Here is a 22,545-nt window from a genome sequence, read left to right as displayed (position 1 = left end):
TGTTGTCGGTCGTTACGACTTGTTATCCAACGTTAAAGTTGCTTGATTCGAACCAAGCAGGAGAACCTTTTCAGTCCAAGATAGAAGCCATTTCCGCTTCTCATCGGCGTAATCATGACGATTATAGATCGCGGCCACGCCCGAGATTGTTCCGCTCTTATGGTTTAGGATAGCCTCGACTACGTGGATCGGCGCGCCGAGCTTCGCCATTCCTGAAGCGGCTGTACGCCGCAGATCGTGGAGAACCCAAGGCGGGATGCTAGCGCTCTCTGGATCGCCGCCCCGCGCAACAATATCTTCTCGTGCAATCTCTAACATCCGTGCATCAAGCCTCCCCTTTGCTCTGGAATAGCCCGATATGCTGGTTTCCCCCGTAGTGGAGAATATGAACTTGCACTCGGCAATGACCGGCATGCCTGAGAGGATTTCAACGACGGCCGGTACGAGAGGAATTGCGTTTTCCTTCCCGTTTTTTGTGCGCTCGCGTGGTATGATCCAGAGGGGCTTTTCATCCTTGAAATAAAATTCATCTGTCGGCGCAGCCGCCACTTCTTCGCGCCGTTGCGCTGTGAGCAGGAGAACCCGCCAAAGAAACCCGAAAGGATAACCGAATTCCCCTGAAGCGCTCCAGAGCCACCGGATTTCATCGTCTGTAAGCACGCGATCGCGCGATACGTTCGGTGCCGGCGCTCGGATCGTTTCGGCCGGAGAGGAGAGTAAAATATCTTCCGCGACACACCACGCTCCGAACTTCTTCAGGATTGCTAGAACGCGGTTTGCTGAGGCCGGGCCGCCTTCCCTATGAGCTTTGTCTATGATCCCTACGAAATCGGCTTTGCTCACACGCCGCACCTTCTTGCCACCGATCTCCGGGCGCACGTACATATCGATAAAGCGCTTGGTTGCCTTCTGTGTGGATGGCCGGTTTTTCTTTTCGACGTGCCGCAAGATGAAATCATTCAACGCGCCGTTCGCCGTGTCATCGCGCGACTCCGCGTCCTGCCTAGGTGAAGTCCTTACAGCCTGTGCCGGGTCTTCACCCTCCCGCAGCAGCGCGATAGTGGAGTTTGCCCGAACCCTGGCCTCCGAAAGCGTGTGCGCTTCGCCAATCTGCGGCGCTGTACCGACCGGTAATGGTACCGCTCGCTCCGTAATTACCGGTCCTAGGGTGAGTTTTTTGGGTTTTCCGGCGAAGCGATAGCGTACAGCCCATGACTTCGCGCCAGTCGGGTTCAAGATCAAATATAAGCCTGGGCAAGCCGCGTCGGGGATTTCCCGTCTTAATACGGCTGGCTTGGCGTTGGCGATGAATTTAACGGTTAAGGTCTTTGACATGAGGAAGCCTTTATTCCGCTCACTCCGCGACAAGGGTAACGAGCGGGGTAACACTTCCGTATGTTAAGCACTGTTTTGGAATGTTATGTCAAGTTATGGAGGCAGAATTCCTGAATTTCAGAAATTCAGAAATTTAGCATTTTCAATGTGTTATTTGATTTCTGTGTTAAGCGCTGATATGTCTCGTTAGAAGTGCTCCCATACTTCGTAATGACGGGGTCACGTGTTCGAGTCACGTAAGCGGCACCATTTCTTCCCAAAAAAATTCATTTCCGACACTTAGTTGCCTTTGGCGCGGCGTTGTCCACTGGCGGAAATCGTCATTTGGCGTTGCTGCCTGCAATCACAAAACCTTTGAAACCAAACAGGCCTCCGCACGTTGAGCAGCAAGTCGTAATCAAATGGAAAGCCTGCCATCGTGGATGTCCTTCGTATTCTCATCGCCATCATTCTTCCGCCGGTTGGCGTGTTTCTCCAGGTCGGACTTGGCCTGCATTTCTGGTTGAATATCCTGCTCACGCTTTGCGGTTACATTCCCGGCATCATTCATGCGATCTGGGTGATCCTGCGCAAATGAGATTTGCGCGGCATATGAGGGGACAACCATCAGATGCGCACAAACGGATGCCCACAATATTTTAGTACGTGATTAAATTCTCAATGCCGACTGGAACCTCATCTTCTCCCTCACGTTATGGTGATGACACCAGCTAAGGAGAAAATCATGAACCAGATCATCTACATCGTGGGCCTCGTCGTCATCGTTCTGGCGATTCTGTCGTTTTTCGGCTTTCGTTGATCACCGTTGTCAATTCGATCGCTTGCGCTTATTCTAATCAGCGGTGACACACGGCTGCGTTCATGGGTTGCTTTGCTGTCGGGTGTATTTCGGGATCGCGTTGCTCTGGGAGGTGCACGATGAAGAACGAGAGATGGACAGAGCCTGTCGAGGTCAATCTCGAGGCGAAGGGCAAAAGCGTTATCGCCGGCCCGTTCGAGGCACTGATGTTATTGACGGAAGGCTGGCCCAAAATTCGCGGATTGAGTTTCGTGAGAGCCAGAAGCGCGTGCCGCGCTGCGCTTGATGGACGCAAATCGCCGGAGGAAGCGCGCAAGTGCTTCACCGATGCGGTGTCCGAGATGCAGAAAAATCCGCACTGACCATATTCAGACGACAAATGGCCCCTCGAAAGGGGCCATTTTCATGTTTGCCATATTTCGTTCGATCTACATCCAGTAGGGTGCGACGCCGTAGTAGTCATAAACCTTGCGGTCTCGCGCATGCAGCAGGTCATCGTCGTCCAGATTGGCGAAGTGGGGCGCATTTTCGATCTGCTCTTTGGTGAGATCGATGCGATAGCCATCAAGCTCTTCGTCATAATGGAGCTTTTCCCACGGCAGCGGATAATAGTCGTCGCCGATTCCGAAAAAGCCACCGAAGCTCAAAACCGCATAGGCGACACGGCCGCCGCGTTTTTCCAGAATGATCCGCTGGATCGAGCCGATATGCTTGCCATCGGCGCCATAGACGCGCGTGCCTTCAACCTTGTCGCTGGCGATCAGGCTCGGTGTATCCTTGACGTAAGGGTCCTGCCCGGCACGGGGTTCTTGATGCAACATAACGTCTTTCCTCCTTGGTTTTTCCTCGTGAGTATTACGCTTGGTAAACCTCTCCACCGGAAATTCGTTCCGAAGCTTTTCGCGCGCTGCGGACTGAAGACGCGGATCAGGAGGCGCGGAAAAAGCCCTATTGGCGGATTTTTTGCCAGACAGAAGGAGAAACGCCGACCATTTTGCGGAAGACGCGGGAAAAATGCGCCTGATCCGAAAACCCGGCTGCGATGGCGATGTCGGTCAGGGCCATGTCGGTTCGCATCATCAGGTCCTTGACGCGATCGATACGCGCCTGCATCTGCCATTGATGCGGCGGCACGCCTGTCGACGCCTTGAAGGCGTGGCTGAAATGGGATTGAGACAGGTTGGTGAGTTCTGCCAGTTCCTCCAGCCTTATCGACCGCAGGCAATGTTCGCGAATGTAATCGGTCGCCGCCCTCAATTGCCAGGAGGCCAACTTGCTGCGTTTTTTGACTGGCTCCCGCTTCACCTTGAGGAAATCCGTCAACAGCGCCAGCACCAGGCTTTCGCCGTATAGATCGTGCAAAGGGTCTGGATTATCACATTCGGCGGCGATCAGCCGCGCAAGCACTAGCAGGCGCTCATCCTCGAACATCAGGTGCGGATCGAGCAACCCATGCGGATCGAACCCCTGCACCAGCCGCGCCCCCAGTAATCCCGCATCGAAATGCAGATCGAGATGGCGCACGAAGGAAACATTGCTGAGTTCCGCATGTACATCCAGGTCGGCCGGTACGAAGGAAATCCGGTTCGCTTCGGATGACGCGTAATTGTCGCGGCGGCTACGGTTCATCATGAACCGGCCATCATCCGTCCCATCCATATCGAGCAGGAAAACGAAACGCGGGTCCTTGCCGACATAGCGGCCACCCGCCTTCGGTGCGCAACGCACGTCCCAGAGATCGGCGACGATGCCGTTCCACACCCGCGAGCGTGGGCCGCCGATGACGGCAAAGCCCTCGATCTCATTTTCCATCCGAACGCGGAAAGCCATGGCCTCTCGATCCCGCAAGGCGCAAAGGCGCCCCTATAAACATGATAAGATTATTCATGTTTATAGGGGCAAACTATTTTTCCCGCAACTGCCAGCCACCCGTTACCACTTCTTGGAAAGCTTGAAGGTGATGGTGCGGCTGTCACCCCAGCCGCAAACGGAGACACCGGCGCAACTCTTGACATATTCCTTGTCGAAGACATTTGCGACGTTGACGGATGCCGTCCAGTCGTTCTTCTCGTAGCGGATCGCGGCATCGAAGACCGCAGCATCCGGAACACGCAGCGTGTTTGCCGCATCTGCCCAGGACTTGCCCTGATAACGCACGCCGCCGCCAATGCTGAGGCCTTCAAACGTATCATCGGTGAAGGCGTAATCTACCCAAAGTGACGCGGTGTGAGCGGGCACGATCCACGGCGATTTGCCGATCAGGTTGGGATTGGCGTCCTTGGTGATATCGAGATCGGTATAGGAATAGGAGGCGATGGTTTTCCAGTTTTCGGTGAGATTGGCCTTCGCCTCCAGCTCGAAGCCGGTGGATTCCACCTGTCCGAACTGGCCGCTCGTGGTTACGCCGCCGGCGGTATAGGAAACGATGGCGTTGTCCTTGACCAGCTTGAAGACCGAGGCGGTGATGCTGCCATCGAAGAAGGTGGGCTCGTATTTGATACCGGCCTCGAACTGATGTCCTTCCTCCGGTACGGCGGAGCTGCCATCCGCAAGTGTATCGATGAGCGGATTGAAGAAGGTGGCCGCCGAGACATAGGGCGTCAGGCCGTTGTCGAATTCATAGGCAAGACCGGCGCGACCGCTCAGCGCATCGTCATTGGAGCGGCGAGACACACCCGCTGGCAGCCTGTTGTTCAGTTCGGTATCGACGTAATCGTAACGCCCGTTCAGCGTGACCAGCCAGCCATCGCCGAAACGTAGCTGGTCCTGCGCATAGATGCCGATCTGCTGCTGCGTCACGACGTTATTGGCGTAGACGAAATTCGTTCCCTGCGTCGAGCCATAGACCGGGTTGAGCGCACCGATCGCATTCGATCCGCAGCACGCCTGCACCTGATCCAGCTTGTAGTATTTATAGTCGAGACCGAAGAGCAGCGAATGGCTGACCGCGCCGGTATCGAACTGGCCTTCGACGCGGTTGTCGACGCCGAAACTGTCGACCTTCGACAGGCCGTCATAACCAAAGCGGGTCAGCATATAGTCATTGGTGGTGGCATCGAGGATTGGCTGGCCATTGGCGTCGGTATTGGCCCAGCCGCCCGCATAGGGCCCGGTTTCGTGCTTGTAAAGGTGGCCGTAGCGGGCGTTCTGGCTGATCTTCCAGCCATTGTCGAATTCGTGGCTGACTTCGTAACCCACCATGGACTGGTAGACGCGACCATTGTCGATATCCGGTTCGCCATAAAAGGCCTTCCGGTCGAGCTTGCCGAAGGGTGCGTCAACCACAGTGCCTACATAGGGCAGGAAGCCATTGCCGACATGGACCTGATCCAGCGCCGAGAAATAGCCGTAGAGCGTGGCACTGGTCTGAGCATCCGGCTCGAAGGTGATCTGCGGCATGATGAAACCGCGCAGATCCTCGGAGTAGTCGGTGTAATTGTCGCCGCCCGAGACCTTGCCGGTGACGCGGTATTTCCATACGCCCTCACCGTCGACCTTGTCGCCGAGATCGAAACCGAAGAAGGCGTTGCCGAAATTGTTGATGCCGATTTCCGTTTCGCGAACCGGCTCATCCTGCGGGCGCTTGCGAACCATCTGCACGATGCCGCCGGGATTGGCGCCGCCGTAGAGCACCGAAGCCGGTCCCTTCAGCACCTCCACCCGCTCCAAACCATAGGCATCCATCTGGAAACCGCCGAAACCGTAGCTGAACAGGTTCAGCCCATCCAGAAACACGCCGGTCTGGGTTGCCTGGAAACCGCGAATGTAAAACCAGTCCGTATCCGGATCGGTGCCGAAAGGCTCCGCCGTCACGCCGGGCGTGTAGCGCAAAACCTCGTCAATTTTGGTCACGACGCCGCGGTCATCCATTTCCCTGCGGCCGACGACCGATACGGACTGCGGAATGTCCTTCGCTTCCGTCTCAGTTTTCGAACCCGTCGCGCTTTTCTTCGCGACATAGCCGCGGACCGGACCCGTGGCGTTTTCCGCGCCCTGCCCCTCGACGGTGATCTCACGCAGAACGGTCGTCTGCTGTGCGTGACCTACCAATGGCGCCATCAAAACAATGGCAGCCGTTCCCAAAGCCAGGCGGCCCAAAAACATCTCATGCAAATTTTTCAAGATATGCCCCGAAACAGATCACGGCCGACGTTTATATACGGCAGGCCGCAGCACCTCAATTAAGCTGAGTATTTACATCAGGATTAAGGCCGGATGCTTGTCGTTTTCTGGGGAGATTTGAAGCTTATTGGCTTCTCGCACAGTTTTGCGCCCGTCATTTATGGTGCAAGCGTCAGGTCTTGCGCCGCCCTATCCTTGCAAGCTGCATGACTGGCAGGATGCCGATGACGACGATCGCCAGTGCCGCAATCGACGCTTCCTCGTAGGTGCCACGCGCTGCCTCACCGTAAAGATGGGTTGCGAAAGTCTCAAAATTCAGCGGCCGCAACAGGAGGGTGGCGGGAAGTTCCTTGACGCAATCGACGAAGATCAGCAAGGCGGCGGCGGCCAGCGATGCCTTTGAAAGCGGCAGATGGATCTGTCGGAATGTCTGTGTTGCGGATCGTCCCAGCGTTCGCGAGGCGTGATCGAAGGATTGCGGGATACGGCTCAGGCCGGCATCAACGCCGCCAGCCGCAATGGTGAGGAACCGCGCCGAATAGGCGTAAATCAGGGCGGCACCGCTGCCGATGAAAATGAGGCCGGTGGATATGCCGAACCAGTCGCGCATGGTCTGATCTACAAACCGGTCGAAGCCGCCAAGCGCAATCAGCACACCTATGGCGATGACCGTGCCTGGGGCCGCGTAACCTACCGTGGAAAGCCGGTAGGACCAGAGCGAGAGGCGTCCCGGAGCAAGGCGCATCGCGTAAGCGACCGCAAGGCCGAGGACGAGGGTGATCGCCGTCGCCAGTCCGGCAAAGAGGATGGTATTCAGAGCCTCATCGGCAAAACGGGACGACAGGCCGCTGAACCGGAAACGCTTCCATGCCTCGGTGACGAGATAGCTTGCCGGCGCCACGAAGCCGATCAGAACCGGCAGGCTGCCGAGCGCAAAGGCACAGAAAGCTTTAAGACCGGTGAGACGCACAGGCTCCAGTTCCCTGCTTTTCTGCGCCGACACGGTATAACGCTGCTTGCGCCGCGCCCATCGTTCAAATGCCACGAGGGCAACCACGATGAATAACATGGAAAGCGCGATCTGCGCCGCACCGGGCAGGTCGGATTTCGTGACCCATGTGGTATAGACCGAAACGGTGAGTGTGCGGACACCAAGAAATTCCGATGCGCCGATATCGTTCAGCGCTTCCATCAGGGCAAGGCTGATGCCGACCGCGACGGCCGGGCGTGCCAAGGGCACCGCAACCTTGAAGAAAGCCGCGCGTCTGGAAACGCCAAGCGTGCGTGCCGCTTCAAGCAGGTTGCCCGCCTGCGTGAGGAACATGGCGCGCACGGGAATATAGACATAGGGAAACAGCACGAAACCGAGCAGGATGATGCAGCCCGTCATGGACCTTATGTCCGGCAGGCGGAATTCACGCGGGCTGGAATAGCCGAGCAGCCAGCGGATCGCCCCCTGCACCGGCCCGATCGGATGCAGGATATCGAGATAGGCGTAAGCGACGATATAGGTGGGCATGGCCAGTGGCAGCAGCAGCGCCCATTCCAGTATTTTGCGGCCGGGAAAAGCATAGGCCGTAACCAGCCAGGCGGCAAATGTGCCGATAACACCGGCCAGCAACCCGACGCCGAGCATCAGAACGGCGGTATCCGGCAAAGCCGTCAAAATCACGCTGGAACCGAGATGGGACCACAGGCCATCAGACCCCTGCACCGCCTGTGAGACGAGTGCCAGAACCGGCAGCATGGCGCCACAGACCGCTGCCAGAGACAGGCTCAGCCACCAGAAGGAGGATGAAAACCTTGGTCTTGCGCGGGGCATCGATGGCTGAACGGCGTCTGGATTCATGAGCTTCTTGAAAATACAGGGAAAGGCGCTCGCGGATGCGAACGCCTTTCAACTTGTTGTCGCCAATTGGCCTTTACTGGTCGAAACCGACCTTGTCGACCAGCTCGCTCGCCTGTTTGCGATGAGAGACGATCTCCGTCAGCGACTTATTGTCAACCTTCAGGGTGCCGAAGGAGGCAACGATGTCGTTGAGTGCTGCGCCCTGCCTGACCGGATATTCGAAGTTGGCTTCGGCATAGATCTTCTGGGCTTCGTCCGAAACGAGGTATTCCAGAAGCTTGACGGCTTCGGCCTTGTTCGGAGCGTTCTTGGCAACAGCCGCGCCGCTGATGTTGACCTGCGTGCCACCATTCTTGAACGTCGGCAGAACGACCTTGATCGCGTCGCCCCACTTCACCTGCTCCTCGCCGCCCTTGCCCGAGCGCATCAGGCCGACATAATAGGAGTTGGCGATGCCGATATCGCAAATTCCGCCGAGGATATCCTTGGCAACGTCACGGTCGCCGCCGCCTGCCTTGCGGGCCAGGTTTTCCTTGACGCCGGCAAGCCACTTTTCGGTGTCCGCTGCGCCATAGTGAGCGATGTAGTCGGCAAAGAGAGCCGTATTATAGGGATGCTGGCCGGCGCGAATGCAGATCTTGCCCTTCCACTTCGCATCTGCCAGGTCTTCATAGTTGAAGGAGGCAAGGTCGAGATCCTTTGCCGCATAGAGAACGCGGGCACGCATGGAAAGTGCGAACCAGTGGCCCTTGGCGTCGCGAAGTTCCGCCGGAATGGCCTTGTTCAGGGTTTCGGATTCAACCGGCTGGGTAACACCCTTTTCCGCGAGATCGACGAGATTGCCGGCATCCACCGTCATCAGCACGTCGGCAGGTGAGCTTGCGCCCTCGCTCAGAACGCGCTCTGCAAGGCCATCCTTGAGGAATACGGTGTTGACCTTGACACCGCTGGAGGCCGTGAAGGATTCCAGCAGGGGCTGGATCAGGGCCGGCTCTCTCGTGGTGTAGATGTTCAGTTCAGCAGCGCTGACTGATCCCGCTGCAACAGCGACCGTGCTGGCAAGCAGGGCAAGTTTGGCAAATTTCGTCATGGTGTGTCTCCCTCTTCGATGGCGCAATATAGGGGGAGCAAACATCATACATGATGTATCAAATCAAGTTTTATTTGGCCGTTTTCAGACAGGTTTCGATCACCAACAGTTGAAAATAGAGCGAAAATAAACATGCAAATCCGCTCATTCAACTTCAGGTAAATATCAGGACACCCTTCGGATCGATGCCGAAGCGCACGGCCTTGGTCTTGGCGGGTGTGCGCTGCATCGTCCTGACGCGCAGGTCGGCTGGAAGGCCGGGAACGGCTATGCCGAGTTGTTCGATCTCGCCGAGGAACACACGACTTGATATTTCGCCGGCAATCCCGTCTTTCGCAGCGCTGTCCTCGATGATCGAAATCGCATTGGGGCGAACATAGGCGGTGGCGGCAAGACCTTCCGCCAGACCGGACGCATCGCCCAGAGGCCCGAGCGGCGTTTCCACGCGACCCTGCCTCACCCTGCCTTCGATCTTGTTGAAGGCGCAGAAAAAATCGGCGGCGTAGCGGCTTTTGGGATGATCGTGGATTTCGTAGCCCGTGCCGCTCTGGACGATACGCCCTCGCTGCATCAGCACCACACGATCGCCGGCGGAAAGCGCCTCTTCCGGATCATGGGTGACCATGATCGCCGTCGTGCCCAGTTGCCGCAGGACGCCCAGCGTTTCCTCGCGCACAGTGTCGCGCAATCCCCGGTCCAGATTGGAAAAGGGCTCATCCATCAACAGCAGGCCGGGTTGCGGGGCAAGGGCGCGGGCGAGGGCTACGCGCTGCTGCTCACCGCCCGAAAGCGTGTGCGGGTAGCGCTTGGCCAACTCCTGCAGATGAACGTGCTCGATCATCTCCGCAGCCCGGCGGCGGGCCTCGGCCTTTGGCAATGACCTGAGACCGAACATCACATTCTGTTCGACGGTGAGATGCGGGAAGAGCGCATAATCCTGAAAGACGAAACCGATATTGCGCTTTTCCGGTTCCACGAAACCAGCCGGACCAGCAACGACTGCGCCATTCACACAAACGCTGCCATGATCAGGCGTTTCCACACCCGCTATAATGCGCAGCAGGGTCGATTTTCCACAGCCGGACCGTCCCACCAGACAAATGATTTCGCCGCGTTCGACGGTCAGATCGATATCGGACAATACATCCGTATCGCCGAATCTTTTTCCGACCGATTTCAGTTCAAGCGCTGCGTTGCCTGCCATTTCCAATCCTGCCCTGCTTTGCGAATTATGTTGATCGCTCAAATCAGGATTAAAGTCAAAAGGCGGGGAAAATGGGTTTCCATTCACGAGGTTGCGAGATGTTCGGCAGGAATATTGACGTTTACGTTAGAGTTAAATAGGCTTTGCCGATACGATGGACGTCAGGTGATTAGACGTCTATCATTCGTCATCGGGGAGCGGAGGAGCAGTCGATCCGGTGACGCCACATGCGGTTCCCTCAATCCGGCCATTACGCCGGTTGATTGGGGGGTCTCATGATGATCAGGCAGCTTATAGCGCCTTTCATGCGTTCCATCGAACGCACGGCGCGACAGAGACTCTGGGAGGAGAAGCATGAGTGAATTGTCCCTGGGACATCCGGAAAATGTCAGCGCAGAGAAGCGCTGGCTGGCATCCTACCCGCCGGGCGTACCTTCCGAAATCCCCGCATCCGCCAATACCTCCCTTGTCGAACTTCTCGAAAAGAGCTGCGCGAAATTTGCCGACAGGAAGGCCTTTTCCAGCATGGGAAAGTCCCTGACCTACCGGGAGCTGGATATTGAAACCCGCGCGGTGGCCGCATGGCTGCAATCCAGAGGGCTGGAAAAAGGCGACCGGGTTGCCGTGATGATGCCGAATATCCTGCAGAACCCCGTCGCCGTATACGGAATTTTGCGGGCAGGCATGATCGTGGTCAACGTCAATCCGCTCTATACGCCGCGCGAGCTGGAACACCAGCTGAAGGATTCCGGCTCAAAAGCGCTTTTCGTACTCGAGAATTTCGCCCATGTGGCGCAGCAGGCGGTGCCGAAAACCACCGTCAGACATGTGGTCGTTGCGGCCATGGGTGATCTCCTCGGCCTCAAGGGACATATCGTCAATCTTGTGGTTCGCAAGGTGAAGAAACTGGTGCCGGCCTACGCTATTCCCGGCTCCATCAGCTTCAAGGCCGTGTTGAAGGAAGGTCAGGGATTTTCCCTGAAGGCGGTCCGCCTCCTGCCGCAGGATATCGCATTCCTGCAATATACCGGCGGAACGACGGGCATTTCCAAAGGTGCGATCCTCACCCACGCCAATCTTCTGGCCAACAAGGCCCAGATCAGCCTGTGGCTGGATGCTGCTTTCACCCAACGCAAGGACCGTCCAGAAGTCCTCAACTTCGTCTGCGCGCTGCCCCTATGCCACATCTTTGCGCTGACGGTGAATTCGCTGATGGGCATTGCGCTTGGCGGCCATAACCTGCTGATAGCCAATCCGCGCGATATTCCCGGCTTCGTGAAAGAGTTGTCGCATTATCGACCGCATATTTTTCCGGGTATCAATACGCTGTTCAACGCGCTGATGAACAATGAGGATTTCCGCAAGCTCGATCTGTCCTCGCTCATTCTCGTTCTCGGCGGCGGCATGGCGGTGCAGAGGCCGGTGGCCGAGCGTTGGCTTTCCATGGTCGGCTGCCCGATCGCCGAAGGTTACGGGCTATCGGAAACATCGCCCGTTGCCACCGTCAACAGACTCGATGCCACGGAATTCAGCGGCACCATCGGCCTGCCTATTTCCTCGACGGAGATCGACATTCGCGACGAGGAAGGCAACAGCCTGCCGACCGGCGAGGTCGGCGAGATCTGCATTCGCGGGCCGCAGGTCATGGCCGGCTATTGGCAGAGGGCGGATGAAACCGCGAAAGCAATGACCGAAGACGGCTTCTTCCGTTCAGGCGACATGGGTTTCATGGACGAGCGCGGCTACACCAAGATCGTCGACCGCAAGAAGGACATGATCCTCGTTTCCGGTTTCAACGTCTATCCGAACGAGATCGAGGAAGTGGCCGCCAGCCATCCCGGCGTGCTGGAATGCGCGGCAATTGGGGTTCCCGACGAACATTCCGGCGAGACCGTCAAGCTTTTCGTCGTCAAGAAGGATCAGTCGCTGACGGAAGCGGAACTCAAGGCCTTCTGCGCCAAGAGCCTGACCAACTACAAACGGCCGAAAATCATCGAGTTCCGAACGGAGCTGCCGAAATCGAACGTCGGCAAGATCTTGCGGCGTGAGTTACGCAATCTGAACTGAAGGACGAGAGCCGGGTGACCGGCTCTTTTCTTTTCTCCCAGTCCATTTCTTTTACCGAAGTCGCCTTGATTTGGTCGCCTGAAAAAGAATAGTTTCCTCATCCTTCCAGGAAGCCGAGGAGCACGAGATGCAGGCCACCATCGAAAAACTGAAAGCAACGGCAAGCAGCACAGCCGCAACCGATCTGCGCGCCGCTTTTGCGGCCGACGACAAACGATTCAGCCGTTTCAGCGCCAAATTCGATGACCTGCTGATGGACTATTCCAAATGCGCAGTTAATGACGAAATCGTAACGCTTCTCGAACAGCTGGCGCGTGACGGTGGCGTCGAGGCAAAGCGCGAGGAAATGTTCTCCGGCAAGGCGATCAATTTCACCGAAGATCGTGCCGTGTTGCACACCGCACTGCGCAATCGCTCCGACACGCCTGTTCTCGTTGACGGCAAGGATGTGATGCCGGATGTGAACGCCGTTCTTACCGCAATGGGCAAGTTTGCCGACGCCATTCGCTCCGGTTCCCTGAAAGGTGCGACTGGCAAGAAGATCACCGACATCATCAATATCGGTATCGGCGGCTCCGATCTCGGCCCCGTCATGGCGACGCTGGCGCTTGCGCCTTTCCATGATGGTCCGCGTGCGCATTTCGTCTCCAATATCGATGGCGCGCATATTGCCGACACGCTGAAGCTCGTTGATCCCGAGACCTCGCTCTTCATCGTCGCCTCCAAAACCTTCACCACAATCGAAACGATGACGAATGCCGCGACCGCGCGCCGTTTCATTGCCGAAAAGCTGGGTGAAGAGGCGGTGAAGCACCATTTCGCCGCCGTTTCGACAGCATTGGAAAAGGTTGCCGCCTTCGGCATCGAGAGCGATCGCATCTTCGGTTTCTGGGACTGGGTTGGCGGACGTTATTCGATCTGGTCGGCTATCGGCCTGCCGCTGATGATCGCCATCGGGCCGGAGAATTTCGGCAAGTTTCTGGATGGCGCGCATGCCATGGACAAGCATTTCCGCGAAGCGCCGATCCGTGAAAACCTGCCGATGCTGCTCGGTCTCATCGGATTTTATCATCGCAACGTGCTGAACTATTCCACGCGGGCGATCCTGCCCTATGACCAGCGCCTGTCGCGTTTCCCTGCCTATCTGCAGCAACTCGACATGGAATCGAACGGCAAGGGCGTAACGATCGACGGGACACCTGTCGAAGGCCAGTCCGGCCCGGTCGTCTGGGGCGAACCCGGCACCAATGGCCAGCACGCCTTCTACCAGCTCATCCACCAGGGCACGAGCGTCATTCCGGCGGAATTCATGATCGCCGCCAACGGTTTCGAACCGGAACTGCGCCATCAGCACCAGCTTCTCATCGCCAATTGCCTGGCGCAGTCGGAAGCCCTGATGAAGGGCCGCACGCTGGCCGAAGCGAAAGCCCAGCTCACCTCCAAGGGCATGGAAGACAGTCAAGCCGATTTCATCGCGCCGCACCGCGTTTTCACCGGCAACCGCCCGTCCATCACCTTCGTCTACGACAAGCTGACGCCATTTGCGCTTGGCCGCCTGATCGCGCTCTACGAACACCGCGTCTTCGTGGAAGGCGTGCTGTTCCGCATCAACTCCTTCGACCAGTGGGGCGTGGAGCTGGGCAAGGAACTGGCAACCGGCCTGCTTCCCGTCGTTGAAGGCAAGGAAAGTGCAGCCGGCCATGACAGCTCGACACAGGGTCTGGTGAAGGCGCTGTCGGGACTGGCGGGGTAAAATCCTTGCTCCCTTGATAATTACGAAAGCCGGAAGGAAACTTCCGGCTTTTTCAATTCAGCATCGATGGAACACCGATTGGAGGCACATATGGCACTGCGGCAGGGCAAGGATTTTCTGGCGTTTCATGATCTGCCTGAAGATGCGGTGCTGTCGATCCTAGACCGTGCAGACAGTCTGGCGCAGGACTGGTCAAAGGGCACGATGCCACAGCTGCTTAAGGGAAAACGCGTCGGGCTGATCGTCGACGACACCGGTTGGCGCAACACCGCTGCCTTCGATCTCGGCATTTAGGCCATGGGCGGTATTTGTGTCACCGTCCCGATCAGCTTTAATGGCCGTGAAGAAATCGCCGATCTGGCGGGCTATCTCGACAACTGGTTCGATCTTGTGATTATCCGCACGAAAGAACTCGCGACCCTCCGGGCGCTTGCAGCCGAAATGCGTGCACCCGTCATCAACGCGCGGACCAAGTCTAATCATCCATGTGAGACGCTTGGCGATCTTGCCTACATCAAAAGCGTGAGAGGCTGGGTCGACGGTCTCAAAATCGTCGGCGTCGCACCGGATGCCAATATCTTACGCTCGTGGGTCGAGGCCTCGATTTCCCTGCCAATTCAGGTCACACAAGTTTACCCCGAACAATGGCACGTCACGGATGCTGCGCTCATCAACCCGAACTTCCGGGCCAGTTCTGATATGGCGGAGTTGCTGGACGCGGATGTGGTCATTACCGATTCCTGGCCCGCCGGTTCGGATCATATCCTGATCGACTACCGCATATCCGCTTCCCTTCTCGACAGGATGCAGGCCGAGGTGATTTTTTTACCCTGCCCGCCGGTTGCCCGTGGTCAGGAAGTGACGGCAGATGCAATGACGCATCCGGCCTGTCAAAGCCGGCCCGCAAAGGCATTTCTTCTGCACGCGCAGAATGCCCTGATGGAATTTCTCCTCGCCTGAGACGGCGCCGGTCGCCTCAAATATACAGCGCCGCCATCTTGCGCCATGCGCCTGCCCGATGAGCACGTCCCTCCCAGACATGCAACTGATGCCCTATCTGCTTTTTGTTAAGAACCCGGCTCAGATGATAGTTGTTGTCCAAAAACGGATCGGCATCGCCGATGGTGAAAACCATGTCGATGCGGCGGAGGTTTTCAAGCCGCCAGTCGCAGGCGAGGTCCGGCAGAAAGTGGCTCGGCATGTGGAAATAGACATCGTCATCGTAGTAACCGTCGAACAGATCGCGGAAGGATTCCACCTTCATCGTCAGATCGTAGCGGCCGGAAAAGGCGACGAGCTTGCGGAAAAGATGTGGGTGACGAAAGACGAGGCTGGCGGCCTGAAACGCGCCGAGACTGCAGCCCTGCACGATGGTATCACCATGCGGGTTTTTCTGCGCCATCAGCGGCAGCACTTCGTTCAGAATATAATCTTCGAAGGCGGCATGGCGGCGAATGCGCTCGGCCGGGTGATTATAGGCCGCATAAAAAGTCTCTTTGGCCAGCCCCTCGATACAATAGAGCTGAAGATGACCGGCCTCCACTTTATCGGCCAGACTGTCGACAAGGCCAAGTTCCTCATATTCGAAGAAGCGCCCGTCGCGTGTGGGAAACATCAGCACCTTGGCGCCAGAATGACCGAATATCAACAGCTCCATATCGCGATGAAGCCTTTGACTATACCAGCGGAGATATTCGCGTTTCATGGCACCTTGAAAAACTGTCTGACCTTGTCCTTGTGGACCGCATCTTGGGATGCACTGTCAGCGTATTCGAAATGTCCCGCGTCTAGGATGAAGATTTCATTAAATTTTGAGGACGGCAGGGCATTGGCAACCGCAAACTGGCACGGCGGCGCCACCGCCGGATCGAACAGGGCGGGCGCGACCAGCATCGGCACTTTTATGCGGGAAGCCGCAGAAGCGGCATCGAACAGACGCAGCATTTCCAGCACATTGGCATGGGTCTTCTGATAGGTCTGGACCGCATCTGCGCTGCCGACGGTCGGCAGCGTCAGCCAGAACGGCCGGTGTCCGAATGTCGGTACGACCAGATGGCCCCGGTCAAGGCGCGCATCATATGGTATCGCCAAAGCCCCGATGCCGCCGCCGAAGCTGATACCGCTATAACCCACCTGCCCTTCCAGCCATGGATAGAGCGTGATGAGCGTGGAGACGGCGATCCATAGATCATCGACACAGCCACCGATGATGTAGTCGTCTTTCCTGTCGATGTTGTAGAGGACATGAAGGGCCGGGTCGGACGAAATCGGCGGACAGGCGCTCAGCGAAAGCCCGCGAAAACAGGGAAACAGCACGGCCGTTTCTTCCACCGGCACATCGAAATCGGGCTCTCCCCGCCCGCCATAACCATGGCCGACAACAAGGCCGCGCCGCACCTGTCCTTCGCGCGGCAGAAGCATCCATCCACCGATGCGGAAGCCGCCGGTGGATGTGTAGGAGACGTCGAGAACATGCCAGCGGGGATGGCTGAGTTTGCTCTTGCGCAGTACCGGTCGCGGATCCGTGGCCAGCGCGCGGCGATAGCGCTTCTTCCAGAAATCATCAAAGCCCGGCGGCGCCTCAGGCGGGATAATGGCCAGCAACTGCTCGCGCTGCATGCCATAGGTCGGGTCGAAATCGAAAGGATGGGTTGTTAGAACGCTCATGCGATGCTTGTTTCGTGAAAAACCGGCCGACACAAGCTTCTTGATATCCAAATATCGGTTTTTTACGGCCCTGGCCCAGGCAGGAGTGGTGAACCGCCTTTTCAAAACGGTTCAACCATATCCTTTACAACCCGATTTCATGCGCGAAGGGCGGATTTGCGCCAGCTCGCGAGACGGTCACCGCAGCAGCCTTTGCGCCGAGCGCCAAAGCCTTTCTGATCTGCTCTTCCGTCAGCGAAGCAACCTGCGCCTTGGTCAGAAGCCCCTGCATTTTCAGCGAGGCGAGAATACCGGCGTCGAAGGTGTCGCCCGCGCCGACGGTATCGACGACCTCCACGCGCTCGGAAGCCACTTCCACCTTGAAATTGGCGGTGTAACCGACCGCGCCCTTGGCGCCACGGGTGACGACGACCAGTTTCGCGCCGTGGTGCAGCCAGTGGCGAGCGAGCGTGTCCTCATCGCCTTCCAGACCGAACCACTCGAGGTCTTCGTCGGAGAATTTCACGATATCCGACATGGCAGCCATACGGCGGATGCGGGCCATATGCCACTGCTTGTCCTTGATGAAACCGGGGCGGATATTCGGATCGAGGGAGATGACTCGGCTTTGATGCTCGCGCACCATCAGCGCCTCGTAGGTGCTGCCGCAGGGTTCCGGAATGAGGCTGATCGCGCCGAAATGCAGCGCCTCGCAATCGGCGCCCAAGGCCGGAAGCTCGGCCTCGGTGATCATCCGGCCGGCGGTGTTTTCGTCATAAAAGGCGTAGGTGGCATGGCCATCGACGAGCTTGACGAAGGCGATGGTGGTCGGCCGCGAAAGCGTTGCGCAATAGCTGAAATCCACGTTGCTCGCCCGCAGGGTTGTCCGCAGGATATCGCCCATCATGTCATCGGAAAGACCCGTGAAGAACGCGGACGGGACGCCGAGACGCCCGAGCGCAATCGCCGTGTTGAAGACTGCTCCGCCTGCATAGGGGGCAAAACCCGCCTCACCCAGCGTCGTCTGCCGGGGCAGCATGTCGATCAGGGCTTCACCACAACACAGGATCATTACGGTCCTCCTCAAACAGCAAATCAAATGGACTTAAATCGATTTAGACGAAGATCGATCGGAAGGCCAGCCACAAGCTGGCTGGCCGCATCCGAAATCAAGATTGCGGCAATTCGCTGACGCCGCCGCGCTTTGAAGACCAAGGCAGCGGGTTATCGAGGAAGGCCTCGACCTCCGACAGGGTCTTTTCGTCGAACAGCTTTTCAGCCCGGGCAACAGCCAGAACATCGCGCCAGGTTGTGAGGTAATGCAGCTTGACATTGCCATTGGCGAAGCGCGCTTCGGCCTGTTCGAAAATGCCGTAGTAGAAGAGTGCAATACCGTGATCGACAATGCCGCCCGCCGCGCGGATGGCGTCGATGAAGGTGAACATCGAGCCGCCGGCCGTCGTCAGGTCCTCAATGACGAGAACGCGGGCGCCTTCCGGCATATGGCCTTCGATCTGGGCGTTGCGGCCATGGCCCTTTGGCTTCTTGCGGCAATATATCATCGGCAGGCCAAGGCGCTCGGCAAGGAAAGCCGCGAAGGGAATGCCCGCCGTTTCACCGCCCGCGACACAGTCGAATTTCTCGAAACCGGCCTCGCGCATCACCGCCGCTGCCGCAAAATCCATTGCCGCAGAGCGAATGCGCGGGAAGGAAATGAGCTTGCGCATGTCGATATAAACAGGGCTCTTCATGCCCGAGGCGAAGGTGTACGGGCTTTCCGAATTGAAGTGGACCGCCTTGATTTCCCACAACATCTTCGCAACCAGTTCTGCAACGACAGTGCGGTCAGTGAATGTGAAATGGTTCATAGGCGTTCTCCTTTTTCGGCCTTCATAACAAAACCGCCGGCAGTGCCGGCGGTCATTAAAAAAATCAGCTCACGTCCCAATGAAGCGGGAACATCGGATCAAATACGGTCACCGGCCCGGCGCCCGTCTCAATCTTGGCGGGAAACGACACCGGCTCCTCGCGCTTCACCAGCGTGATCGTCTCCTCATTTGGCGCCAACCCGTACCAGGCTGGGCCGTTTAGGGAAGCGAAGGCTTCCAGCTTGTCGAGAGCGTTTTCCTGCTCGAAGACATGCGCAAGACAGCTCATGGTGTTGATCGAGGTATAGATGCCGGCGCAGCCGCAGGCGCATTCCTTCAGCGGATCGACATGCGGGGCGGAATCCGTGCCGAGGAAGAAGCGGGCATCACCCGAAATCGCGGCCGCACGGAGTGCCAACCGGTGCTCCTCGCGCTTGGCGACGGGCAGGCAGTAATAATGCGGCTTGATACCGCCGACCAGAATGGCGTTGCGGTTGATGATGAGATGGTGAGTGGTGATGGATCCGGCGAGATTGGCCTTGGACGACTTTATGTAGTCCACGCCATCGAGGGTGGTAATGTGCTCCATCGTCACCTTGAGTTCAGGCAGGCGCTGGCGCAGCGGCTCCAGAACCGTGTCGATGAAGGCTTTCTCGCGGTCGAAAATATCGACCTCCGGCGTCGTCACCTCGCCATGCACGCAAAGCGGCAGGCCGATCTTCGCCATGCGTTCCAGAACCGGCATCGCCTTGTTGAAATCGCGCACGCCGCCGTGGGAATTGGTGGTCGCGCCGGCCGGATAGAGTTTTACGGCGGTGATAAGGCCGCTTTTCTTGCCCTCTTCCACGTCGTCGGCCTGCGTGTCCTCGGTGAGATAAAGCGTCATCAGCGGCTCGAAACGGTCGCCCGCCGGAATGGCCTTGACGATGCGTTCGCGATAGGCGCGGGCATCGGCGCAGGTGACCACCGGTGGCACCAGGTTCGGCATGATGATTGCGCGGGCGAAATGGCGGCTCGTATCCCCGATCACGCCTTCCAGCATGGCGCCATCGCGCAGATGCAGATGCCAGTCATCAGGGCGGCGAAGGGTGAGCGACTTCATCGGGATACCTCGGAGCATGACGGAATTGGCGCCCGCTTAGCATCTTTCGTTGCAGGAAAACAGCCGCCGAGAGGCATCGGGCGGCTGTAAATGTCATTTTTTTGAAGCCAGCCTCAGATGCCGCCCGCTTCGGGACCCCATACATCCGTCATGGCAAAGCCGTCAGCAAAGGGATCGAAGGGGTCAAGTCCGACCTGGTGCAGCCCGAAGGTAAAACCACGCCCGGCAATGGTGGGAATGACCGCCGGACGGCCTGCCACTTCGGTGACGGCGGAAAGGCCGACATCGAATTCCGAACCGATGATCGAGCGGGATTTGTATTCGTCTCCCACCTTCACCTTGCCGCGCGCGTAAAGCGTTGCAAGATTGGCGGAGTTGCCGGTGCCGCAGGGCGAGCGATCCGCCCGGCCCGGCCACATGGTGGTGCAGGTGCGGATGGAGCCATCGGCATCCACATCGCGGAACATCACATAGGCCACGCCTGATATGGCGGGGATTTCGGGATGCACGACCGTCATTTCACTGTTGACGAGGTCCTTGAGGATCATGCCCGCAGCAACCAGTTTCGCTGCATTGGCCTTTTCGATGGTCAGGCCGATCTGGCGCACATCGACCAGCGCGTAAAAGATGCCGCCATAGGAAATATCCATCGTCACCTTGCCCCATTCGGGCGTGTCGATGGTCACATCCAGCTCATGCACGAAGGACGGCACCATGGTCAGCTTGACCTTTTCGCAGCGCCCGTCGCGGCAGGTGGCGGTGGCCTTGACCAGACCGGCGGCCGTTTCCAGAATGACGACCGTTTCCGGTTCCTGCATCTCCACCATGCCGCTTTCCAGAAGTGCTGTCGTCGCGCAGATGGAATTGGAGCCGGAGCTGGCATGCGCCTGATCCGGCTGGAGAATGACGAAGGCTGTATGGGCATCCGGGTGCTTCGGCGGCAGCAGAAGGTTGACCGACCCCATGGGCGTGCCACGCGGCTCCAGCGTCAGAAAGCGGCGCAGGGCTTCCCCTTTGGGATCGGTATTCATCCAGTCAAGCTGCTCGGCCACGGTGTTGCCGGGAATTTTCGGCGCGCCGCCGGTGACGACACGGCCGATTTCGCCTTCGCAATGAACATCGAGAAGCTGCAGGGTGCGTTTCCAACGCATGGGATCTTACTCCGGAAGTTGAGCTGTTGACCCGACCATATAGGTAAAAATACAAGCTGTATACAAATCTGCGTGAGCTGTATGCCGAAAATCGCTTATGGTTTTCGCCATACACTTCTCATCGTGATCTAGCGATTGCGGCACTCCGCCCGGTTACGATTGGCGGCGGCGTCGCAATTCACTCTCGAAGACTGAACTGCCTGATCGTCCACCACGGAGCCGGCCGTATCACCAACCGATCCGACGGTGTTTTCGACAGAGCGGCCGAGCCTCTCCACCTGCCTGCCGTAATTTTCACGCGTGCGCGGATCGAACACCGCAATGGGCGCGCTGACCACGACGCTTGCCGCCGTTCCGACAGTTTGCGCGGCACCGATGCTGACCGCGCCCAGCGCCTCCCCCAGACCGACATCGGAATCCGTTACGGTCTGACCGGCAATGAGGCGGTCGCCGATCAGGCGCACGACTTCAGGGCTTTCTGCAAATTTGCCGTGGTTCAACCGGTCACCGGATTGCAGCTTGGTCAGATCGAGTACAGTGATACCGGCCTTTTCCAGCTGGCTGCGATAGGGTTCGACGGAAGGGTCGATCTGGCCCAGACGGTCGACATTGCCGGAAATCCGGCGCGACAGGCTGAGCGCACGATCATCCTGCGAGACGAACAGGGTGAATTTCGGCGGCACCTTGCCGAAGCTGGCGAACTGCCGGCTGAACACGTCCACATCGAGATCTGGTGCTGCCAGAATGACATTGCTGATCTTCGGATCGACGCGACCGTTGCGTATGGCCATCTGGCGCAGCGCCTCCACGGCAAGCCATGTGCCCATGGAATGCGCCATGACCGTGACCTCGCCGATCGACTTATCCTTTGCCAGACGGGTCAGCATTTCCTCAAGCGCATCGCGCGAGTAATTGGTGCTTTCCTTGTCGTAATTATAGTCGAAAATACTTGCTCGCGACGGCCATGTGAAAACCACAGGCACGACATCCGAGCCGGAATCATAAACGATCTGCGCAAAGCGATAGACCGATTCCTCGTAACGATTATTGAAACCGTGCACGAAGACCAGAACGCGGCGGTCCTTCTGGATATGTTTGCTGATCCAGCTTTTCGTCTCCGCTTCGGAACGAACAGGCTCAACCGCCACCGTGGTGAAATCCTTCAGCGGGTCAGGCGGCAGCTTCTTCGGCCATTGCACCTGCCCGACCTTGCGGTTGGCCTTGGGCGGAATGGAGATGGTGACGGCATCGACCTTCAAGCCGGTTCCGCGTTCGCCGCCGAAAAGCACGGCGGCATTGTCCGAGGGCGCACGCGTGGTGGCGACCAGAAGATTGACGGGCGTGGTTCCCGCCACGGTCTGCCCTGTTGGCGTCATGACCCCGATGGGACGCCCCCCGCAGCCGGCGAGCAGGGCAACAATCGCAATTATGGCTACGAAACGGATGGGCATCACATCATTCTCCTGCAACCCAAAGGCAACCGGATAGCGGCCAGAGGACAGGAATTTCTACCGGAGGCGGAACTGCCGCGCCAGCAACCATCGCGGAAGCACGGAGAT

General features: G+C 57.9%; 18 protein-coding genes and 1 pseudogene. 5 read left to right on the top strand and 14 right to left on the bottom strand.

Going from position 1 to position 22,545, the window contains the following annotated elements; genetic code table 11:
* Positions 1 to 12 precede the first annotated feature (12 nt).
* A complete protein-coding gene (locus tag CRP02_RS13080; protein WP_097171425.1) occupies positions 13 to 1,335 on the bottom strand; it encodes a tyrosine-type recombinase/integrase in 1,323 nt (440 codons plus the stop codon).
* 418 nt (positions 1,336 to 1,753) lie between these two features.
* On the opposite strand from CRP02_RS13080, the gene CRP02_RS13075 reads away from it, so the two are divergent.
* Together CRP02_RS13075 and CRP02_RS13070 are read left to right on the top strand one after the other, a co-directional pair.
* Complete coding sequence (locus tag CRP02_RS13075) at positions 1,754 to 1,912, top strand: YqaE/Pmp3 family membrane protein (protein ID WP_003514897.1); 159 nt, start codon at positions 1,754 to 1,756, stop codon at positions 1,910 to 1,912.
* 341 nt (positions 1,913 to 2,253) lie between these two features.
* Positions 2,254 to 2,496 (top strand): DUF982 domain-containing protein, encoded by a 243-nt coding sequence (locus CRP02_RS13070; protein WP_003514896.1) that lies wholly within the window; start codon positions 2,254 to 2,256, stop codon positions 2,494 to 2,496.
* 66 nt (positions 2,497 to 2,562) lie between these two features.
* On the opposite strand, the gene CRP02_RS13065 is transcribed toward CRP02_RS13070, so the two are convergent.
* From CRP02_RS13065 to CRP02_RS13040, 6 genes are all read right to left on the bottom strand, one after another.
* On the bottom strand, positions 2,563 to 2,955 hold the full coding sequence (locus CRP02_RS13065) for a PRC-barrel domain-containing protein (RefSeq protein ID WP_003514894.1): 393 nt from the start codon (positions 2,953 to 2,955) through the stop codon (positions 2,563 to 2,565).
* 127 nt (positions 2,956 to 3,082) lie between these two features.
* A complete protein-coding gene (locus tag CRP02_RS13060; protein WP_179784009.1) occupies positions 3,083 to 3,964 on the bottom strand; it encodes a helix-turn-helix transcriptional regulator in 882 nt (293 codons plus the stop codon).
* A gap of 102 nt (positions 3,965 to 4,066) precedes the next feature.
* Positions 4,067 to 6,256 carry a TonB-dependent siderophore receptor gene (locus CRP02_RS13055; RefSeq protein ID WP_097171424.1) on the bottom strand — a complete coding sequence of 730 codons (2,190 nt, stop codon included), beginning with the start codon at positions 6,254 to 6,256 and terminating at the stop codon, positions 4,067 to 4,069.
* A gap of 172 nt (positions 6,257 to 6,428) precedes the next feature.
* Positions 6,429 to 8,105 (bottom strand): ABC transporter permease, encoded by a 1,677-nt coding sequence (locus tag CRP02_RS13050; RefSeq protein WP_097171423.1) that lies wholly within the window; start codon positions 8,103 to 8,105, stop codon positions 6,429 to 6,431.
* 73 nt (positions 8,106 to 8,178) lie between these two features.
* The gene (locus tag CRP02_RS13045) at positions 8,179 to 9,195 is read right to left on the bottom strand and encodes a Fe(3+) ABC transporter substrate-binding protein (RefSeq protein WP_097171422.1); all 1,017 of its coding nucleotides are present in this window, start codon (positions 9,193 to 9,195) and stop codon (positions 8,179 to 8,181) included.
* 154 nt (positions 9,196 to 9,349) lie between these two features.
* A complete protein-coding gene (locus CRP02_RS13040; RefSeq protein WP_097171421.1) occupies positions 9,350 to 10,399 on the bottom strand; it encodes an ABC transporter ATP-binding protein in 1,050 nt (349 codons plus the stop codon).
* Between the two features lie 354 nt (positions 10,400 to 10,753).
* Here CRP02_RS13040 and CRP02_RS13035 point away from each other — a divergent pair, with 354 nt between their 5' ends.
* From CRP02_RS13035 to CRP02_RS13025, 3 genes and pseudogenes are all read left to right on the top strand, one after another.
* Positions 10,754 to 12,466, top strand: coding sequence for a long-chain fatty acid--CoA ligase (locus tag CRP02_RS13035; RefSeq protein WP_097171420.1), 1,713 nt, complete (start codon positions 10,754 to 10,756; stop codon positions 12,464 to 12,466).
* Between the two features lie 127 nt (positions 12,467 to 12,593).
* On the top strand, positions 12,594 to 14,219 hold the full coding sequence (pgi, locus tag CRP02_RS13030; RefSeq protein WP_097171419.1) for a glucose-6-phosphate isomerase: 1,626 nt from the start codon (positions 12,594 to 12,596) through the stop codon (positions 14,217 to 14,219).
* 90 nt (positions 14,220 to 14,309) lie between these two features.
* A pseudogene (locus tag CRP02_RS13025) lies at positions 14,310 to 15,179 on the top strand (ornithine carbamoyltransferase).
* 16 nt (positions 15,180 to 15,195) lie between these two features.
* Here the strand turns inward: CRP02_RS13025 and CRP02_RS13020 are convergent.
* From CRP02_RS13020 to CRP02_RS12990, 7 genes are all read right to left on the bottom strand, one after another.
* Positions 15,196 to 15,924, bottom strand: coding sequence for an esterase family protein (locus CRP02_RS13020; RefSeq protein ID WP_097171418.1), 729 nt, complete (start codon positions 15,922 to 15,924; stop codon positions 15,196 to 15,198).
* Positions 15,921 to 16,886 carry an acetylxylan esterase gene (locus tag CRP02_RS13015; RefSeq protein ID WP_097172762.1) on the bottom strand — a complete coding sequence of 322 codons (966 nt, stop codon included), beginning with the start codon at positions 16,884 to 16,886 and terminating at the stop codon, positions 15,921 to 15,923. The genes CRP02_RS13020 and CRP02_RS13015 overlap by 4 nt, the downstream gene beginning before the upstream one ends.
* A gap of 124 nt (positions 16,887 to 17,010) precedes the next feature.
* Positions 17,011 to 17,937: a carbohydrate kinase family protein gene (locus tag CRP02_RS13010; RefSeq protein ID WP_097171417.1), complete on the bottom strand. Its 927-nt coding sequence runs from the start codon at positions 17,935 to 17,937 to the stop codon at positions 17,011 to 17,013.
* A 97-nt stretch (positions 17,938 to 18,034) separates the two neighbouring features.
* Entirely contained in the window at positions 18,035 to 18,733 is a 699-nt protein-coding gene (locus CRP02_RS13005; protein WP_097171416.1) for an orotate phosphoribosyltransferase, read from the bottom strand.
* Between the two features lie 64 nt (positions 18,734 to 18,797).
* Positions 18,798 to 19,835 (bottom strand): dihydroorotase, encoded by a 1,038-nt coding sequence (gene pyrC, locus CRP02_RS13000; protein WP_097171415.1) that lies wholly within the window; start codon positions 19,833 to 19,835, stop codon positions 18,798 to 18,800.
* A gap of 113 nt (positions 19,836 to 19,948) precedes the next feature.
* The gene (locus CRP02_RS12995; protein WP_065661431.1) at positions 19,949 to 20,986 is read right to left on the bottom strand and encodes a 4-hydroxyproline epimerase; all 1,038 of its coding nucleotides are present in this window, start codon (positions 20,984 to 20,986) and stop codon (positions 19,949 to 19,951) included.
* Positions 20,987 to 21,114: 128 nt separating this feature from the next.
* Positions 21,115 to 22,437, bottom strand: coding sequence for an alpha/beta hydrolase (locus CRP02_RS12990; RefSeq protein WP_097171414.1), 1,323 nt, complete (start codon positions 22,435 to 22,437; stop codon positions 21,115 to 21,117).
* Between the last annotated feature and the right edge of the window lie 108 nt (positions 22,438 to 22,545).

This window comes from Rhizobium sp. AN5 (genome assembly GCF_900215255.1).
GTDB classification, from domain to species: Bacteria; Pseudomonadota; Alphaproteobacteria; order Rhizobiales; family Rhizobiaceae; genus Agrobacterium; species Agrobacterium tumefaciens.
This window is presented reverse-complemented; position numbering and strand designations above follow the sequence as displayed.

Bases quoted from the DNA above. Each gene is read 5' to 3' on its own strand.
- pgi (WP_097171419.1), top strand. From the start codon at position 12,594: ATGCAGGCCACCATCGAAAAACTGAAAGCAACGGCAAGCAGCACAGCC.
- CRP02_RS13045 (WP_097171422.1), bottom strand. From the start codon at position 9,195: ATGACGAAATTTGCCAAACTTGCCCTGCTTGCCAGCACGGTCGCTGTT.
- CRP02_RS13065 (WP_003514894.1), bottom strand. From the start codon at position 2,955: ATGTTGCATCAAGAACCCCGTGCCGGGCAGGACCCTTACGTCAAGGAT.
- CRP02_RS13005 (WP_097171416.1), bottom strand. From the start codon at position 18,733: ATGAACCATTTCACATTCACTGACCGCACTGTCGTTGCAGAACTGGTT.
- CRP02_RS13060 (WP_179784009.1), bottom strand. From the start codon at position 3,964: ATGGCTTTCCGCGTTCGGATGGAAAATGAGATCGAGGGCTTTGCCGTC.
- CRP02_RS13070 (WP_003514896.1), top strand. From the start codon at position 2,254: ATGAAGAACGAGAGATGGACAGAGCCTGTCGAGGTCAATCTCGAGGCG.
- CRP02_RS12995 (WP_065661431.1), bottom strand. From the start codon at position 20,986: ATGCGTTGGAAACGCACCCTGCAGCTTCTCGATGTTCATTGCGAAGGC.
- CRP02_RS13020 (WP_097171418.1), bottom strand. From the start codon at position 15,924: ATGAAACGCGAATATCTCCGCTGGTATAGTCAAAGGCTTCATCGCGAT.
- CRP02_RS13010 (WP_097171417.1), bottom strand. From the start codon at position 17,937: ATGATCCTGTGTTGTGGTGAAGCCCTGATCGACATGCTGCCCCGGCAG.
- CRP02_RS13040 (WP_097171421.1), bottom strand. From the start codon at position 10,399: ATGGCAGGCAACGCAGCGCTTGAACTGAAATCGGTCGGAAAAAGATTC.
- pyrC (WP_097171415.1), bottom strand. From the start codon at position 19,835: ATGAAGTCGCTCACCCTTCGCCGCCCTGATGACTGGCATCTGCATCTG.
- CRP02_RS13035 (WP_097171420.1), top strand. From the start codon at position 10,754: ATGAGTGAATTGTCCCTGGGACATCCGGAAAATGTCAGCGCAGAGAAG.
- CRP02_RS13050 (WP_097171423.1), bottom strand. From the start codon at position 8,105: ATGAATCCAGACGCCGTTCAGCCATCGATGCCCCGCGCAAGACCAAGG.
- CRP02_RS13015 (WP_097172762.1), bottom strand. From the start codon at position 16,886: ATGAGCGTTCTAACAACCCATCCTTTCGATTTCGACCCGACCTATGGC.
- CRP02_RS13080 (WP_097171425.1), bottom strand. From the start codon at position 1,335: ATGTCAAAGACCTTAACCGTTAAATTCATCGCCAACGCCAAGCCAGCC.
- CRP02_RS12990 (WP_097171414.1), bottom strand. From the start codon at position 22,437: ATGCCCATCCGTTTCGTAGCCATAATTGCGATTGTTGCCCTGCTCGCC.